Origin of the sequence: Halospeciosus flavus (assembly GCF_029814175.1) — an archaeon.
GTDB lineage: Archaea > Halobacteriota > Halobacteria > Halobacteriales > Halobacteriaceae > Halospeciosus > Halospeciosus flavus.
In genome coordinates, this window is record NZ_CP122313.1 from 106637 (window position 1) to 123112 (window position 16476).

Sequence of the window (16476 nt, forward strand, 5' to 3'; positions counted from 1 at the left end):
AAAGGAAACTCTGGAGCAGGTCCACTTTTTTATATGTCAGGTACATCCATGGAATCCATATGGAGGCTCAGCGGACAATCCAACGCCTCATCGATCACATAACATTCGGTCACGGGATCCATCTGTTCCTTCAAGTTCTTCTCCTTGAATTCGCCTCCGTCTTTCTTACCTTCCAGTTCTCCAGCTCCCTCCTCCTCCAAATATCAAACCCCAATTTCTTCATTGGCGTCTACGCCGCTACTTCTGTCATCTTCCTTGGCATCCTCTTCCTGTTCACAGCCAAAATGAGGAAACGCACCTTTTCCCCACCACTCCAACAAGTGCGTCGCCTCGCCATTTCCATCCTTGGCTACATCGCCGCATCAGGCGTTGTCATCACATTTGGCTACCTCCTCCTCATTCTCGCCACAACCGGTAGAACTGGTATCGGCCGTCTGGATTACGTCTTCTCCGTAATGCTCACTACCCTATTCGCCGCCTTACTCGCCGTCGGGTACCACGCACGGGTCGTTGACAAACAACCCGACCGCGAGACTATCACTGGGACAGTCACAGCGTGGCAAGACTCCCTCGCATGGGTCAACGAGGACGATCGTAGCCACGCCAAGCAAGACGCATATGATGAATTCACTAATCGGATGAACGATTTATCAGAACTGTTATCGAACGCAAAGACGGTTCACGGGAGACAGCTACGACGTGATTTCGAGGCATGGAGAGACGATTTTGAGACGCACAGTGAACTATCGAAGGAAACCATTATCAAAGGACAAGGAGAGAACAAGAATGAACGTTTGGAGCAGGAGCATCAAAAACTGGAATCGATCCAACGAAGGCTCCGGATTATCGCTGGAGAACAGAAATGATTACCCGGTATAACTCGACACAAGATGCCGTCCCGCACGAAGAAAATCTACTGATTCTCACCAAGAGCGGCGGCTGCTACGGCCAAGACTTCACCGACATCGTGCAGGAGATCCGGGACGGAATCCACGGCGACAAGCTCCTGATCCAGGAATACTTCCACTCACTAGACAACCTTGTAGACCGAGACAAATTGATTCAGAACAGCGTCTGGATCATCCATTGGCAGGAATGCCTTGAAAACGAACCGTATCCTCATCTCAAGCACTATCTTGAGACGCGGAGTTACCCAAATGAAGGCGAGATTATTCTCTGCGTCAACGGCTCTGACAAGGCGGAAACAGTTGGATCTCGCTATCCGCGAGTTTCCGTCGCTCCGTCAAAGGAATACCTCGTGGCGTACGCACTGGGCCACCTGAACACGGCGAATCCGGCCTGTTCAGGTGGGACGAAAAAGGTGATCGAGTGGAACAACGAGGTTTGTGATGAATTGGGGGTGCCCTGATGCCGAACGAATGGAAAGTCCTCGAACGCGCAGTTGACCGGTTCGAATTGGATCCCGAGCAACGGCAGGAATACGTCCGGACCATCACCGAAGTTTACGGCGAAGCCATGGCGACTAGGAGCGAGTTTGAGGAATTCGGAGAGGAGTACTACTCGTTCCTGAATCGAGAGGTGTTCTCAGACGACCGCGTCATCTCAACCCTCAGCAGTTTCGGGCTCTCGGAGGAGCAACTGGCTGCATTCCGCGACGGGACGATCGCCAGCGACGAATTGGTGAAAACGTGGAACGAGCTCCGGTTCCGGATTGACGAGCTCATTGACTTCGCAATGCTACTGAAGCTGGTGAAGGATTACGGCGACCGGTCCGACACTGGAATGATTGAATCGCGGTACCGCCTACAGAAGCTGGTCTACCTCGTGAACCGTAGGATCGCGCAACAAGATGACTACGCTGCCATCGGAGAATTAGAAGGCGATCTCGGAATGCTTGACCGTACTGGATACCGTTACCGCTTCACGAAACGTAGCTCCGGCCCCTTCTCGTCCGACGTCTACGAAGATAAGAACCGCTTGTTCGCCTGGCAACTAATTGATGAACCTGTTATCGGTCAGAAGGGGACGGGGGAGGTCGGAGAACACGAACGCCGCTATGGTGTCGAATTAGCGCCTGCGGGCGAAATCATGGTGAACGAGTTCTACGACCGGATCGAACACGCCGATAGTATGATGCTCTCATCTTGGAACTATGCCCAGCAAACGGTAATTGACGAGATCGCCCACATGACGCATGATGACTTTGTTCAATATATTAGTGAGGGGGACCGTCTCCAGAAGGCCTCGACTGGAGCAGAACTCCTCGTCGGCCCGCGGAGAAAATTCAAAGCGAACGAAATCGAGTTCTTAGACGAGTTAACGGGGGAGTTCGCACATGCCTGAGCGTGAGGAGATCATTGTGAGTATCATTGAGGCGTTGGAGGCAGAGGACATGGAGCCGGATCAGATTGACGAATGCCGCCAGCTGCTCGAAGCGAACTACCACGAACCGGAGTTTCCCGTTGATAGGGTAACGATACGGCGGATTCGGGCGCAACAGTTCCGAAATCTGGATGACCGAGTGGTCCGGCTAGATGACACTGATACAGCTCTCTACGGCCCAAATGATCAGGGAAAGACTGCGATCCTTGAGGCAATTCGGTTTAACCTGTTCGGCCGTCAGGAAAAACAACGAATTACACTGACCGATCCGATCCAGTCCGAGCAGGATTCACTAGAAACAACTGGGAATTGGTCGGTCGATACGAACCACTATTTGGTTCAACGGCTTTTAAATCGGGACGGCCGCGGGTATTCAGGTGACGATCGGCCAAAGCTGAATACAGATCCATCGTCGGAGGATGACATCCCCTTCCAAGCCCGGAACACACAGCAGGATGTTTCCGAGGCATTCGGTATCTGGCCGGTTGAATCCCGTGAGTTTGGTCGGTACAACATTTTCTCATTGTTCTGCTTGATGGCGCCAGAGTACAAGAAGTTCCTCCGCTGGCAGGACAAAGAGGATTTCATTGACCTTCTGTTCGGCATTAACCTAGCCGCTGCGATCAACCAGAGCAAGAAACGGCGATCTGAGAAGTATGAGCTGACCGAAGAAGAAGAAACAGCCGCAGAAGAGCTTAAAACCGCCCAGAGCCGAGAGAAGAAATTGGCGGAACGGCTGGCCGAATTGCAGGAGAACAAGAAGGAGATTGAAACAAAATTAGCGGATCGTCGAGCGGAACTTCGCTCTATCAATGAAACGCTAGAACAGGATAATGAGCTGGAACAGCTGGAGTCAGAGAAGTTGCGGCTGCAACGGCAAATAAACAACTTGGAGTCCGAAAAACGGGAGACACGCGGTGATTTGCGGGAAATTCGGCTGAGTATCGAGCGATATGAGGAGATGGAGATGGGGGAAGAGGTTCATTCAACAGCTCAGGACCTGCAGGAGATGATGAGCATCCCGGAACGGTGCCCAATCTGTACAAACGATGTCGATGATTCGCAACGCCGCCGGCTGTTGAATGATGGAGATTGTCCGCTGTGTCGTAAGGAGGTCCCAGACAAGAGGATTGAAACGGCCACCGAGCGGGACGTACGTGAATCGGCCATGGAACGCGAAGAGGTGGAAGAGCAACTGACCGAGCTGCGATCCCGGGAACGAAAACTCGAGGGGGAACTAGATCTTCTTGAGTCACGGATTCAAGATCATCAGGAACAGCTGGAAACGATAGAATCACAGATCGCGGAGAGCGATGTCACCCAGTTAATTGACCGGCGGGATGAATTGGAAACAGAAATATCTTCGCTGGAGCGGGATGCGACATCGGTCCAAGTGGAGATCAATGCCAAGGAGGACGAACTTGACGACACTACTGAACGTATTGAAGATTTAGAAGGGGCGTACGAACGCCGCCGTGAGAAGGTAGAGAAACGACAAGCGTTGCAAACCTTCGAGCGAATCGTTCGTCGGCATATTGAGGAAGAGCGAACTGATCTCAAGAGCAACTTACGGGAGGAGATGAATGACCTTCTCTCCTACTTCGAACACGGTCGGTTTGCCGATGCCCAGAATGTTGTGTTCAATCCACAGGGGGGCTACGATTTCACCGTCGTGATCGAGGACGGGAATGATGTCCCGTCCGATCGGCATAACGAGTACTCGAACGAGGGGAAGATTCTGGCCTTACTGTTCCATACGGCCGTCTTGAAGCAGCTGGCAGAGCAATCGAACACGCTGCCGATCCGGATGTTCATATTTGACTCTCCATATTTCGATATCCCGGACACAGGGAATGCACCCGATATTACAAACTTTGTATTGGCGTTGCCAGAAGAATTGCCGGAGTATCAGGTGATTGTGACGGTGACAGATTCAGCGTTATCGGATCGTTCAGCGCTGAATGAGAAATATCAGATTGAGGATTTCTGACTTAGACCACCGTTCATAGAGATTCAACAGCCAAAACAAAGGTAGCAACCTGGGAGCATTCCATCCGTTGAGCGTGCGGAAAATTCTGAAACGCACGTAGTTCGAGATGGGTTTTTCGAGCGCCGGCGATGGGTGCCGGCGCAGCAGGAGCGAGCGAGCAATCACTCCCGGTGCGTCGGCGCTTCAAGGTGTTCGAGATGCACATGGTACATTCGTCTTTAGTTAAGACTCACACCTCGGTTGTGTAGCGGTAGCGAGCGTCTCTTGTAAGATCGGTCGTTGCTTGTGGATCTTCTGTGCGTCCTCGATCAGCCGCTCCAACAGCGGCGGTGGCGAATAACCGAGGTGCTCACCGAGTTCGTGGAGGATGAGCTGGGCGTGCGACCGGAAGGTCGCCGCCCAGCGTTCCGGGGGAAACACGAGCTCATCATCCGCCTGCTCGGTGACCAGATCCAACAGATCACGGCTCACAAGCAGTGACAGCAACGCTGCGTACAGCAAGATCTTCACCACGTGCTCGTTGCTCGTGTCGAACTCGTCCAGGTCGTACTGCGTCTTCAACTCACGGAACAGCAACTCCACTTCCCACCGACACCGGTAGATCTGCGCTAAATCCGCCGGAAAGAACTCCTCTCGCGACAGATTTGTCACGTATAGATGGTAGTCGTCGGCGTCCTCGTCGCGGACGCCGACGACGCGGAACCGCTTCGTATCCAGCGACCGCGTCCCGTTGTACGGCCCGCGCTTGAACTCGACTTCGACTTCCACATCGATGTACGTCCGGTCGAGATCGTCGAGCACATCACGGAGTTGCTTGCCCTCAAGGGAATGGCGCGGCCGCGCCATTCCCGTAATTCATCCGTAATCACCGGATTCGCGTTCTGTTTCAGCCGGCTCACGAAGGAGCCGCCGTTCTCGTCGATCCGCGCAAACCGTCGGTACTTGAAGTACGCGAGGTCGAACAATACGAGGCGGTTCTCAAGCCACGACCCTGTCTTGAACAGCGTGCTGTCGTGTGCTTTCTCGTCGGTAACGTCGATCCGTTCAATCGTCTGTTCAGTGGCATTGTGGAGCAGGTGGAGCTTCGCTCCAGCCTGCTCCTCGTGGCGGGCTTCGAACTGATCAGCGAGAAACTCGTGTAACCGCAACACCGTTCCATCAGCGATCATTACATCACTGAATCGGTCGATGTCAACGTCAACAGTGTCGGGAACAGCGACCTCGTCGAGACCGTGCTCGACGAGGTCGCGGAAGTACTCCGCGAGCGTCGGCGTCAACCGCTGATAGAACCCACCCGGTGAGATCGGCTCGTCAGCTGTGGAGTTGTAGCTGCGTCGAAACCCTGCGAGTGTTCGGCGTTCGCCTGCGGCGAAGCCGAACACGAATGCCCAGACGAAGACGGGAATCTGGAGCTTGCGGTCGCGTTCGACCACGCCGAGTTCCTCGGCGTGCTCTTCGAGGAACTCGGAGGGAAACAGTGTAGTGAGCCGACGCATAATCCGTGATGAGGAGGTTTCGTTGTGCACACTCGACACCTCCTCATTCCTTCCGAAAAGTAGCCTCGATAAGCCGCCACTGTCACGCGGTTCGTCTCCTAACTAAAGACGGATGGCACATGGTAATTTACGCTCTGGTAGAAGAATCGACGCACGACGACGCACTGGCCACCGGAAAGACGGTGTTCGACCGCCTGGTCGGCGCGGACCCACACGCCGGCGCCGTCTTCGACTACTACGTCTGTTTTGATGAGGAGGACACGTCCGTTGCGGGGAAGGCGCGATGGGGTGAGCACCCGACGGCGGCTCCTGTCGACTCCGATGACGGCCAAGATCTCCTCGAGCGTGGCTGGGAGGCGACGAAAGAGGAGTTCGAGCGGAATCTCGAACGGGTGAGGGAGGCACTTGACGAACTCTCCGACGAGGAGATCATGCGCGACGAAGATCTCGCTCGGCACGCCTTCCACCAGGTCGGCGCCTACGACGGGCCAACGATCTTCCTGTACAACGAATATGCGAACGGTATCCGTCACCGTGAGCAGCTGGATCGAGTGCTGGAGGAGAGCGAGGAGCTCTGGATCGTGCCCGCCGACGTCCACTTCTAACAGAAATAGATGTCCCGGATCACAAATTGGAAGCGCGAGAGTCGGTCGCCCACACTCGCATACCGGAACACCGAGACCGGCGCTCGGGCGGTCTTACACCGAGCACCGGATTCGTACCGCTACAAGTGGCGTGGCGTAATCCTCGTCGACGGCTACCCAGTGTGGTCGCGGGGGTACGAGACGAAAGACGCGAAATCGTTCCGTGACGAGCTCCGTGACCGGCCAGCGCCCGAACTGAGTTGTCCCGAGTGTCCGAACAGCGAGGTGGCAATCGGTGGGAAAACGGCTGACGGTGCGAAGATTCAGCGCTGGTTCGAGTGTCGGAACTGTGGGTACGAAGCATCCTCGCGAATCGTGTACGGCACCGAGCGCTGATTGATAGGAGCGTATCTGTGGTGACGTTTATTTTGGGCCGGAATGGGTGGCCCGTCTCAATCGGGCCAGATTCACAGATGAGTCTGGAAGTCATCGACCGTCACAGCGAAGCACTGTTCGAGTTCCTCTGGTGTCCCGTCTGCGGGCACGAGGTATTCAGTCACATTCCGTTCGAAGGTGTGTTCTGCAAGAACTGCAACACACAGGTCGAACTCCAAGAATCCCGAGAGACACGCGGCTACGAGGAGGCCGTGCTCGCCTGCTTCGACACCAACTCAACGTGGAACCTCCACGTCGACGAAAAACTCCGTCGCGACCTACCCGATGGGTCGGCACGGGTGAAGATCCTCGGCGCACCAGGTGCCTACAAGGTCGACTGGTGGAGTCCAGCACCCGGTGATGACTGGCAGCCGGTCAAACGAGGCCAGTTCAGCGATGTCGACGAACCAGCCGATATCTCCCATCTCGCGTAGGGGAAAGCAGTTCCTGTGGCTGTTTTTCGCCCCCTGAGGGGTGCGGGGGTGCTCGAACGAGTAGCTCCCGAACAGACCGATGAGTAGACCTAGCGACACACATCCGATTGAACAGACACACCCAGCGAGCGACTGCGACATCGCCTACGTCGGGTATCGGCAAAGCGGGCAGGCTATCGTTGAGAAACGTCCCGGCCAAGAACGGCTCACGCCAGAACGGAGTCTCGCGCTGGTGAATCACAGTCCCTCGGGATTCGAATGGGGATATAGTGGTAGTGGTCCAGCACAACTCGCGCTCGCACTTCTCCTCGACTACACGGGTGACGAGGCATTCGCCCTCGACCACTACCAGGCATTCAAAACCCAGGTCGTGAGCCAGCTGGACTGCGCTGGGTCTGCTGGACGCTGGCGACTCACCGGACCCGAGATCGACGCAGTCCTTCACGAAACACCCGGCGAGCCGGTCGCACCATCAATCTAAATACCAATTACCGAAAGAAATCCATGTCAGAACATACCCAACCATCTCGTGCAGATGACGAATCGGCTGAATCGAATGAACAGACGACACGAACGGAGTACGTCGAACGCAGTGACGTCGGTGTCTCCCTCACCGTAAAGCTCAAGCGTGGAACCGGCACCAGGGACCAGGACGAGGTAATCGCGAAAGCGAAAGGCAAGACCCTCGAAGACGCTCGCGAGGACATGGAAATCCTTCGGGAGTACATCCACGATCTCGCGGAGGACGCCCGCCAGATCCAACCCGAGGAAGAAGACGGGTAACGGCGAGGGCTGTTTTTTGTCGCCTTAGCAGTGACGGAGGCGATCATCAGTGAGCAATCCAGACGGTCAAACAACAGACGCAAGCGAGCTTTCGCCAGAACAACGGCTCGAGCCATCGAATACGCGACTCATCAACGCTGGTATCGTGACGATCAACGATATGGAGACGCTGCGAGCCTGCGTCGCCTACGAGAACGCGAATCAGCAACGGGTCCAGATCCTCCGCCGGCTTGAACAGCGGGCCAGCGAAATTCGCGCAGAAGACGATTGACGCAGCACTGGAGCTGTCTGTCGGAGCCTCGGTGGGTGGAGGCTCGAATGAGATGAGCGATCGACCAGAGATCGAGATTCAACGACAGACCGCATTCGGTGACGATGGCCAACTCGAAGTAACTGAAACGAGCGTCGAGACCTCGCTTGAGGACTTCGGCGCTGACGTGGATCATCGTGACCGGGATTCGCGTCTTGATCGGCCCGAGGCTAGTGAGTTCGGTGTCGACGATCGGCCCGCAGTTGAACAATCAACCGAAGGAGATCAGTCAACACTCTTCGCTGATACGGACGAGGATCAGCAGACCCTCGCTGGCGACGATGCGGCCGCTCGCTGTCTCTTCGAAGAATAGACTTGCCTCTATCGATTGGTTGTCTGATGAATTGTTATAGTCTGAACTATAATAGTCTGAATTCTAACTTTGAAGCGACGCTGAGGGGCTAATAGCCGGTGGTGGTTTTTCGACCCCCAGCAGGGGTGCGGGGAATCCGAACGCCCGCATGCAACCGATGGAGACGAATTCGACTACCGACCCACGAACAGTCGTACAGGATGCGAGTGAGCGATGGCAGGCGAGTGCAGACTGCGTTGAGTACGTCGGGATGCGTGTCGACAGAACGCCAGTGGTCCTGAACCTCACCGCACACGAACGCCTCTCCCCGAATCGAAGTCTCGGTCTCGTGCGGCATAGCCCGGCGGGATTCGACTGGGGCTATACGGGAAGCGGACCGGCACAGCTCGCCTGTGCGCTCCTCCTCGATTACACCGACGACGAAACCGTCACCCAGCAACACCATATCCAGTTCCGCGACGACGTGGTCAGTCAGTTGGTGTGTGATGGCCCGGCCGACTGCTGGCACCTCACCGGGAAGGATATCGAGGCGGCACTCGCTGAATGCGAAGAGTACCGAGCACTCACGTCAGATGGTGGGACGCCGTCATCGTCACTGCCGGCGAATTGGAGTGCGGTGAGCCGGACAGATCGGACAGTCTTCCAACGTCGAGATATCGACCACTACGTCGTCCTCGCCGAAGGGAGCGAAGAGTGGTTGATCATACTTTGTGCGCAGGGGGACCGGGCGTATCCCGCCCCGCTTGACCATCGAACACTTCCGGTCGAGAACGACCCTGCCTCAGCTGTTCAGGCACTCGTCGCTGAGAGTAACGACCTCGTCGAGCCAGAGGAGGAGATCTGATGGAGAACATCCGACTCTCGCGGGCCACGTACCAACTCATCGAACGCGCCGTCACGGCGCTGGAGTGCATCGGTCGAGAACTCGAGCGATACAACGACCGGCACGAGCGAACAGCTGGGAAAGACACAGACGAGACGAATCCCAGCGAATCATGACCGCCAAAGCGACGCTTGACGATTTCGAGGGCGAGACATCATCCGGAGAGTCCGGCTCGCTCTCACTGGAAGAGCGACTCCTCACCCCAATTTCCCCGTCCATCGGTCTGCGGGTGATTGCCGGGCGCGGCGATCCGCTCTATCTCCAAAATCGGGGAACAGAACGGTATCTCTTCCGCGACGATCATGACCGGTGGTTCATCCTTCAACCCTCGGCGAAGGACTCAGAAGAGGCGTTCGTCCGCTGGGTGTATCTCTCAGCAGACCGGCCAGAACGGCTGGCGCAGTCGGCGCTTCGTCGACGGACAGTAATCGGCTATGATTATGTTCAGCGGTCGACCGCACCAGATCCAGTCAGGTCGACGGTGACAGCGATGTTCGTCACGGAACCGTGGCCCGAGACGGCCTACGAGTGTGGGTCGTGTGAGGCGCTGTTCGACACGGCACAAGAGCACGCCCTGCACTGCTGGGACGACCATCCGTGGGTGCCGAATCCTGAACAGGTGCGCCGTCGACGCGAAGCCGACGAGTGAACTCGAGAGTGGAAGTCAGGTATCGGGGGCATTCATGTAATTAACCAACGGCATACGGATTCTGGAGGCTAGTGTTGGTTAACATCGGATTACGGCTCCGTTTATTGCCCCTCCGAGAGGGTGCAGGGCGGCTGGATTCGCCCTCACACGGTCGTTATTCATGTCGCTCGAAATCAGTCCCAACAGCACTGAACGCGAGATTGCCGCTGCCAGACAAGCCGACGTCGTGGCGTTCCTTCATCGAGCACCGTTCGCTCTGGACGCGTATCGGCTCGGATTCCTGCCTGGATTCCGAGAAGATTGTGGGTACCAGCAGACCCAGTATCAGAACCTGAACATCCCCGTCGGGATGTTGGATAACGATTTTCGGAATCCCGATCTAGATCGATACATCTCCCGATTTTTCGAATACGAACCCACGGTTGGCGTGATCGGAGATGTGTACGAGGGAGACGACGTCGACGAGTACGTGGCTGCTGCCCGCGAGATTCAGGCGAGTTATCCCGACGCAGAACTCGTCATCGTCCCAAAGTGCCGCGAGGTGATCGACACGATCCCGAACGACCTTGTGCTCGGCTACTCGCGGGGGTATGCCGACCGATTGGCGCATGAGTTCTCCGAGCCGACCGACTGGCGTGGCCGCCGTGTGCATATCCTCGGTGGCAGCCCACCGAAACAGTGGGACGTTATCCAGCAGCTGACCCGACCGACACTAACCGACGACCCACCGGCCGACATCGTCGGCCTCGATTGGAACGGGCTGCATCGCGGCGCGCAGTTCGGGGAGTTCTGGACAGCTGATGGGTGGGATGATAGCGGACGTGACGCCTCCCACGTCACAGTTCGGAAGACAGTCCGACACAGTCTCGTCCGGATCAAGGCCTTCTGGCAGTCTCACGGAGTGTGGCCCGACTCGACACCACATAACGACATCCTCGAAATCGAGTACGAGGGCCCGTCACCAACCGATCTCGATAGTGCTGTGTGTACCGAATGCGAAGCGAACGTCTGGACGACTCGGCGCGGTCCCTTCATCGCTGAGTATGATTCCGGCGTGCTCTGTGGCTACTGCAGCTACGAGTGCTACTTCTCACATCGCCATCGGAACAACCTGGAGGAGATCGCCGGCGAGCAGAGCGTGTACATTCCACCGGCGTGACGCTACGAGTGGTTTTTCGCGCCCCGGAGGGGGCGAGGACTCGATCCAAAGAGTCCTCCGAGAAGGTGATTTTCCGTGAGTCAACAACAGCGTCCGAACAACGTCTCGATCGACGACATTCCAGTCGACGTATCGAACACCCAATCAGGCGAGGTCGACCCCGCTGAAGTACCCGAGGAAATCCGGTCGATCACTCGTGGACTCGCAAGCGAGCAACCGCCGACGAATCCGCTCGTCGTCCTGAAGGCCGCTCGCTGGTGGTATATACATGGCAAGGGCGGGACCGATCCCGCGTTCCAGTGGGCCATCGAGTGGGTGCGACATCTCGCGACGGACACACCCAGCGATGTCAACCAGTTCGATGCGTTCCTCGAATATCTCGTCACGATCGGGGTCGCTGACGAGAAGGCAGCGCTTCGATAACCGGTCCCCCATTCACACTACGGGGTGTTTGACCGGGCACTATCTCGAACAGAAACGGAGCTGACCGCAACTTGTCCAGATAGGAGGACGTGTACTTAGAACCGGTAGCATGCAACGTCTTCTCCACCACAGGTCGGACACGTTTCAGCGTCCTCGGGAAGGGTCGTTCCGCAGTGTCGGCACTCATACAGGGTGGAGATCGTGGACACACGAGTCCCAACGATCCCGCGGAGCGTTTCGGCGAGACCCATCCTCCCTGTGCTTGTGTCGCACTGGTTGTTAATCCTAGCCTCCGATAGCAGCCCCGATCTAAACCCCCGAAGTCGCGCCGATGTTTATCGTGCGCCCCGAGGGGCGCGGCGCGTCCTGACTTCTCGGAGACGTCGTCGTACTCGATGTGATGCAATCCATGATGACAGCTAGTGAATCGGGGGTCTCGTTTGAGGAGACCGACACCCGACACGACGAGATGCACAGTACCATCGAAGACTGGATCGACGAGCTCGTCGCAGACGTCGACGAGGCCAAAGTCAGCCAGCAGTTCCAGGAGTGGCTCGATGTCCAGTCCCGATTCCACGACTACTCCCATCGCAACACCCTCTTGATCAAGCTCCAGTGTCCCGAGGCAACCCGCGTGGCGGGCTACAATACGTGGAGGGCGGAGTTCGACCGGCACGTCCAAGAGGGCGAACAGGCGATCTGGATCTGGGCACCCATTATTACAAAGCAGTGCCCTGAGTGCGAGAACTCGCCGAGCTACCACGAGCAAAGCGACTGTGACTACGACGAGACACCGCCCGAGGAGTGGTCGATAGGACTGGTTGGATTCAAACCAACGGCAGTCTTCGATGTGTCTCAAACCGAGGGCGAACCGCTCCCCGAGCTGGAAACCGAGGCCACAGGTGACGCCGACGACCTGATGCCAGCACTCCTCGATGCGGCAACTACTCTCGATATCGACGTCCGTGTCGTCGACGCTGCCGAGTGGGAGCATGGCGACGCGAAAGGCGTCTGCAAACACCGGACTCTCCACGAGGGCCAGCCCGTCGTCGAAGCGAAAGCCCGCTCAAATCAGGCCGATCTCGCGGTGACGCTGATTCACGAGTATGCCCACGCGCTGCTCCATTTCGAGGGCGACGACGAGCCCGAGCGCGCAAAACGCGAGGTCGAAGCCGAAGCCGTTGCGTACATCGTCGGGCGGTATTTCAACCTGGATACGAGCGGGTCAGCGTTCTATCTTGCCGCGTGGCAGGACGACGATGCGGAGAGCATTCAGGAGCGTCTCGGGCGGATCAGTTCGACCGCTCAGGAGATCATCGACACAGTTGTAGAGGGCTGAACACCCCCTCCCCGGCTGTTAACCAACGCCTTGGGGTACTAGCCCACTCTGTTGGTTAATTCGTCCGGCGTCCGACCCTGCGTGTTTCGATCGGTCCCAAGACATACCCCACCGACAGTCGATGTTATAGTTCAGAATCGATTCGGCGCTGCTGGTCACGAAGGAACTCAACGACGGCATCGATATCCTGTTCGGGAACCGTTTGCTGTTCGAAGACTCCTTTGAATGCATCCGCGAAATCCTCCGACGTGAGGCGGTCGAGGACAGTCTCGATGCGACCAGCGAGCTTCTCGGACTCCCCGCGATGCAGATGAGTCGCGATCCGGTCGAAATCCGCGCCAGCAGCCAGCACCACCAGATCCCGAGAGTCTGCCTTGCGGCCACTGTGGAGTTTCACCGCGAACAGCAACTCCCGTTCCGGAATCCTGGCTGTTACCGGGCGCCCGGTTCGCAGTTCCTCGGTGACAGAGTGCTGGGCCAGATAGCGATACGACCATTCAGCTTCCGTCTGGCGACAGCCCAGCGCGTCCACCATCGCGTCGAACTGAACCGGATTCCCGATATCTTTCGTAAACCGGATAGTCCTACCCTCGTAGAGCTCGTTTCGCTCGACATCGGCCGTTTTCTCGTAGCCGCGGTCGGTGAGAAGGTCGGTGTAGTCGTCGACCGATTGGGCCGGAATGACGACGTCGACGTCCGTGGTGAAGCGCTGATTGAACGCCGCGATCGCCCACCCACCGACGAGGACGTATGGCAGGTCAGCGTCGATGACTGCCTCCAGCGTATCCAGCAGCTCGTCTTCGCGTTCACCGAGACTCATGCGTTCAAACGCGGATCCTCGTGGGACGCGTCGATATCGCGGTCATATTCGTCGGCGATCATCTCCAACGCCGGCTCGTAGTTCACCCGGTACTCCAACATGTGCTCGATTGCATCGTCCAACGGAATGACCGGATTGCCGTCAACCCACTCGCGAGTGATCTCCCCACTCGTCGGGAACAACACGTACGAGACGGTGGCGTCGTAGTCGGTCGCGTCCGGCCGCTCTTCGATCCGGCTCGGAATCCCGAACTCATCAAAGAACGCTGTCCACCGTTCGACGTCCTGGTCGGCGACTTTGATGAAGATCGGATAGTCGTCGTGGCCGCGGGCGATCTGATAGCCGCCGTGGGTCCAGACGTAGACGCCGTCAATTTTCGTGTACGCAAAGGGCATCCCGGCGAACTGCGGAATGACGTAGCCGTCGTCGATCGAGGGAGGAACAGCGCGAGAGATGGCTGCGACGAGATCGTAGTAGCGATCCCTGACAGCGTAATTCTCGATGTAGACGCCGCCATCACGCCGGATGAACCCTGCATCCTCCAACCGCTCGATCCAGTCGTAGACCCACGAATAGGAGCCGTCGATCTTCTGGGCGATCCGCCGGATCGAGTCGCCCGGCCGGACCGCAACCATGATCTTCGCCGCGGTCTCGTCGACGTACTCCATCATCGCTAGTTATCGGTATCGCATCTAGCGGTATTAGTCTTGTCCCCCCGTATTCCCTATAGAGTTATCTCTATACAGATATACCATTCTTGGCTCCGGTAATTCGATCCGGCTCAGCATTCGAGCAGAGATGAATTAACCAACAGAGGATACGACTGATCGCTATTCGTTGGTTAAGTCTATCAGCGCCCGCCGAGGGGCGGAGGCGCAGTCCCGTCTCCACGAACCATGACTGAACCCTATTTGTCCACTGTCCTCAATGAGGCGGAACGAGTTGCAAAACAGCATGACCAGGTCGCTCGATCGACGGACGACCCAGCACACGAGTACCTGCGGTACGGCGTCCTTCGGCTGCTCGAAGGCGAGACTGACGAGACGGTTGCGGACATGCCCGATATTGACGGCGTGACTGTCGGCTACGGGAGCGATGAGCCGATGTTCGATAGCTGGAGCTCTAGCGAAGACTGGTGGGAGACCGTCCCGCCACAGGAGGCGTGTACCCGCTTCCGGGTGTTCTTCCCCGACGACCACCAGACAGTTCCACACGACATCGTTGACGTGATGGCTGCGCTTGGTGCCTGGCGGGTTTGGACCGGGAGCGCAGCCGCGTGCGGCTCCTATGACCATCGCGAGCGCCGCGAGGTCCATTACCTCTGGCCGGAAGGCCATCCGGTGGAGGAAGTGCTCCACGAGCGGCTTAGTGGCCCTGCGGAAGCCGTCGCTCCCGACGGTGGCCGAACGGGCGACGTTCGCGACCGACTGGTCGTCGACGAGAACCCAAAGTCACAGGACGATCTCGAGCCCCGAACGAAGCGTGCTGTCGCCGAAGCGATGGACGTTTCGCTCCTCTCGAAAGGTGGCCGCTACGAAGTTCAGTCCGCGTCCGGAAACCGGTACGAAGTCGACGTCATCGACGAGTCGTGTACCTGCCCTGACTGGCAGCAGCGCTCACCCGAAGGCGGCTGTAAGCATCTGCGTCGCGTCGATCACGAGATAAAACAAGGTCGTGTTCCACGTCCGGATGGGCGCCTTCCAGTACCCTCGAACTAGAACGATATCTTCTGGAGCGCGTGGTAGTGTGGCGGCACACTAGACTTTTCACGGCCGGTCACCTACCGTGAGGTATGAGCAGCGACAGAATCGACGCCGAAAGCAAGGTGTCTGGAAACCAGGCAAACATCCCCGCCCGAATTCGCCGGGAACTCGATATCGACGATGGCGATCAGCTCCGTTGGCGTCTCGAGGACGACGGGAGCATTCGGGTCCACGTCATCCAACAGCAAACCGGCACGTTCGCCGACTTCGACGGCTACGCTGGTGAGGAGCCGACCGATGTAACGAGCGATCACGACGCCTGGGGCGTCGACGTCGAGTAAATGCCCCGTGCACTGATCGATACGACAGTCCTCTTTGCCGCCGCATACCGGCGGGATGGATCTCACGATGCCGCGCTTCCCGTGCTCCAAGGCATTGACAATGGAGCGCTACCGGAGGCAGTCGTCCTCGACTACGTGCTCGCGGAAACGCTCAACGGCCTCACGACCCACGCCGGCCACGACGCAGCCGTCGATCTCCTCGATCGAATCGAAGAAAACGCCCGCTTCCACATCGATTCACTCACCACCGATGCCCTCGCGACCGGGAAGGCCCTCTTTCGCCAACACGAACCCCTCGCCTTCGTCGATGCATGCATTGTGGCGTATATGCAAACCGAGGGACTCGGCTACCTGTATGCGTTTGACGACGATTTTGACGCTGTCGAGGACGTCTATCGGCTCGATACAGCAACGAATCCCTACGATCCGAACTGACGCAGGCAGACGGCACGGCTGGTGACGATGTTCGGT

General features: G+C 57.4%; 24 protein-coding genes. 20 read left to right on the forward strand and 4 right to left on the reverse strand.

Translation table 11 applies throughout. The features are described from left to right. The first annotated feature begins 59 nt into the window (after window positions 1–59). Genes P0Y33_RS17425 through P0Y33_RS17440 form a run of 4 tightly spaced genes read left to right on the forward strand, consistent with a single transcriptional unit; the run spans window position 60 to window position 4333 of the window. Window positions 60–866: a hypothetical protein gene (locus P0Y33_RS17425; RefSeq protein WP_279530309.1), complete on the forward strand. Its 807-nt coding sequence runs from the start codon at window positions 60–62 to the stop codon at window positions 864–866. Beyond that, window positions 863–1369: a hypothetical protein gene (locus tag P0Y33_RS17430; protein WP_279530310.1), complete on the forward strand. Its 507-nt coding sequence runs from the start codon at window positions 863–865 to the stop codon at window positions 1367–1369. Before P0Y33_RS17425 ends, P0Y33_RS17430 begins: the two co-directional genes overlap by 4 nt. After that, window positions 1369–2304: a hypothetical protein gene (locus P0Y33_RS17435; RefSeq protein ID WP_279530311.1), complete on the forward strand. Its 936-nt coding sequence runs from the start codon at window positions 1369–1371 to the stop codon at window positions 2302–2304. The genes P0Y33_RS17430 and P0Y33_RS17435 overlap by 1 nt, the downstream gene beginning before the upstream one ends. Then, on the forward strand, window positions 2297–4333 hold the full coding sequence (locus P0Y33_RS17440; protein ID WP_165896102.1) for an AAA family ATPase: 2037 nt from the start codon (window positions 2297–2299) through the stop codon (window positions 4331–4333). Before P0Y33_RS17435 ends, P0Y33_RS17440 begins: the two co-directional genes overlap by 8 nt. A gap of 222 nt (window positions 4334–4555) precedes the next feature. Here P0Y33_RS17440 and P0Y33_RS17445 read toward each other — a convergent pair whose 3' ends face one another. Further along, window positions 4556–5050, reverse strand: a complete 495-nt coding sequence (locus tag P0Y33_RS17445) for a transposase (RefSeq protein ID WP_279530092.1) — start codon at window positions 5048–5050, stop codon at window positions 4556–4558. Further along, window positions 4981–5859 carry an IS4 family transposase gene (locus tag P0Y33_RS17450; protein ID WP_279529652.1) on the reverse strand — a complete coding sequence of 293 codons (879 nt, stop codon included), beginning with the start codon at window positions 5857–5859 and terminating at the stop codon, window positions 4981–4983. Before P0Y33_RS17450 ends, P0Y33_RS17445 begins: the two co-directional genes overlap by 70 nt. A gap of 89 nt (window positions 5860–5948) precedes the next feature. Here P0Y33_RS17450 and P0Y33_RS17455 point away from each other — a divergent pair, with 89 nt between their 5' ends. From P0Y33_RS17455 to P0Y33_RS17515, 13 genes are all read left to right on the forward strand, one after another. Continuing rightward, complete coding sequence (locus P0Y33_RS17455) at window positions 5949–6434, forward strand: hypothetical protein (protein ID WP_279530312.1); 486 nt, start codon at window positions 5949–5951, stop codon at window positions 6432–6434. A gap of 9 nt (window positions 6435–6443) precedes the next feature. After that, window positions 6444–6809, forward strand: coding sequence for a DUF7568 family protein (locus P0Y33_RS17460; RefSeq protein WP_279530313.1), 366 nt, complete (start codon window positions 6444–6446; stop codon window positions 6807–6809). 77 nt (window positions 6810–6886) lie between these two features. Further along, window positions 6887–7282: a DUF7567 family protein gene (locus P0Y33_RS17465; RefSeq protein WP_279530314.1), complete on the forward strand. Its 396-nt coding sequence runs from the start codon at window positions 6887–6889 to the stop codon at window positions 7280–7282. 79 nt (window positions 7283–7361) lie between these two features. Next, the gene (locus P0Y33_RS17470) at window positions 7362–7763 is read left to right on the forward strand and encodes a DUF6166 domain-containing protein (protein WP_279530315.1); all 402 of its coding nucleotides are present in this window, start codon (window positions 7362–7364) and stop codon (window positions 7761–7763) included. Window positions 7764–7786: 23 nt separating this feature from the next. Further along, window positions 7787–8065: a DUF7389 domain-containing protein gene (locus P0Y33_RS17475; RefSeq protein WP_279530316.1), complete on the forward strand. Its 279-nt coding sequence runs from the start codon at window positions 7787–7789 to the stop codon at window positions 8063–8065. A gap of 49 nt (window positions 8066–8114) precedes the next feature. Beyond that, entirely contained in the window at window positions 8115–8336 is a 222-nt protein-coding gene (locus P0Y33_RS17480) for a hypothetical protein (protein WP_121513360.1), read from the forward strand. Window positions 8337–8388: 52 nt separating this feature from the next. Continuing rightward, window positions 8389–8688, forward strand: coding sequence for a hypothetical protein (locus P0Y33_RS17485; protein WP_279530317.1), 300 nt, complete (start codon window positions 8389–8391; stop codon window positions 8686–8688). 157 nt (window positions 8689–8845) lie between these two features. Next, window positions 8846–9532, forward strand: coding sequence for a DUF6166 domain-containing protein (locus P0Y33_RS17490; RefSeq protein WP_279530349.1), 687 nt, complete (start codon window positions 8846–8848; stop codon window positions 9530–9532). Next, window positions 9532–9687 carry a hypothetical protein gene (locus P0Y33_RS17495; RefSeq protein ID WP_006183438.1) on the forward strand — a complete coding sequence of 52 codons (156 nt, stop codon included), beginning with the start codon at window positions 9532–9534 and terminating at the stop codon, window positions 9685–9687. Before P0Y33_RS17490 ends, P0Y33_RS17495 begins: the two co-directional genes overlap by 1 nt. After that, entirely contained in the window at window positions 9684–10220 is a 537-nt protein-coding gene (locus P0Y33_RS18950) for a hypothetical protein (protein WP_321170518.1), read from the forward strand. The genes P0Y33_RS17495 and P0Y33_RS18950 overlap by 4 nt, the downstream gene beginning before the upstream one ends. Window positions 10221–10380: 160 nt before the next feature. Continuing rightward, the gene (locus P0Y33_RS17505; protein WP_279530319.1) at window positions 10381–11379 is read left to right on the forward strand and encodes a DUF6610 family protein; all 999 of its coding nucleotides are present in this window, start codon (window positions 10381–10383) and stop codon (window positions 11377–11379) included. 75 nt (window positions 11380–11454) lie between these two features. After that, window positions 11455–11802, forward strand: coding sequence for a hypothetical protein (locus P0Y33_RS17510; RefSeq protein WP_248898328.1), 348 nt, complete (start codon window positions 11455–11457; stop codon window positions 11800–11802). A gap of 409 nt (window positions 11803–12211) precedes the next feature. Further along, complete coding sequence (locus P0Y33_RS17515) at window positions 12212–13141, forward strand: ArdC-like ssDNA-binding domain-containing protein (RefSeq protein ID WP_279530350.1); 930 nt, start codon at window positions 12212–12214, stop codon at window positions 13139–13141. A gap of 124 nt (window positions 13142–13265) precedes the next feature. Here P0Y33_RS17515 and P0Y33_RS17520 read toward each other — a convergent pair whose 3' ends face one another. Further along, window positions 13266–13961 carry a nucleotidyltransferase domain-containing protein gene (locus P0Y33_RS17520; protein ID WP_279530320.1) on the reverse strand — a complete coding sequence of 232 codons (696 nt, stop codon included), beginning with the start codon at window positions 13959–13961 and terminating at the stop codon, window positions 13266–13268. Beyond that, complete coding sequence (locus tag P0Y33_RS17525; RefSeq protein WP_279530351.1) at window positions 13958–14629, reverse strand: helix-turn-helix domain-containing protein; 672 nt, start codon at window positions 14627–14629, stop codon at window positions 13958–13960. The genes P0Y33_RS17520 and P0Y33_RS17525 overlap by 4 nt, the downstream gene beginning before the upstream one ends. A 228-nt stretch (window positions 14630–14857) precedes the next feature. Here P0Y33_RS17525 and P0Y33_RS17530 point away from each other — a divergent pair, with 228 nt between their 5' ends. The 3 genes from P0Y33_RS17530 to P0Y33_RS17540 all read left to right on the forward strand — a co-directional run bounded on the left by P0Y33_RS17530 (window position 14858) and on the right by P0Y33_RS17540 (window position 16440). Further along, window positions 14858–15679, forward strand: coding sequence for a hypothetical protein (locus P0Y33_RS17530; protein ID WP_279530321.1), 822 nt, complete (start codon window positions 14858–14860; stop codon window positions 15677–15679). 74 nt (window positions 15680–15753) lie between these two features. Further along, on the forward strand, window positions 15754–16005 hold the full coding sequence (locus P0Y33_RS17535) for an AbrB/MazE/SpoVT family DNA-binding domain-containing protein (protein WP_279530322.1): 252 nt from the start codon (window positions 15754–15756) through the stop codon (window positions 16003–16005). After that, complete coding sequence (locus P0Y33_RS17540; protein WP_279530323.1) at window positions 16006–16440, forward strand: PIN domain-containing protein; 435 nt, start codon at window positions 16006–16008, stop codon at window positions 16438–16440. Window positions 16441–16476: the final 36 nt, after the last annotated feature.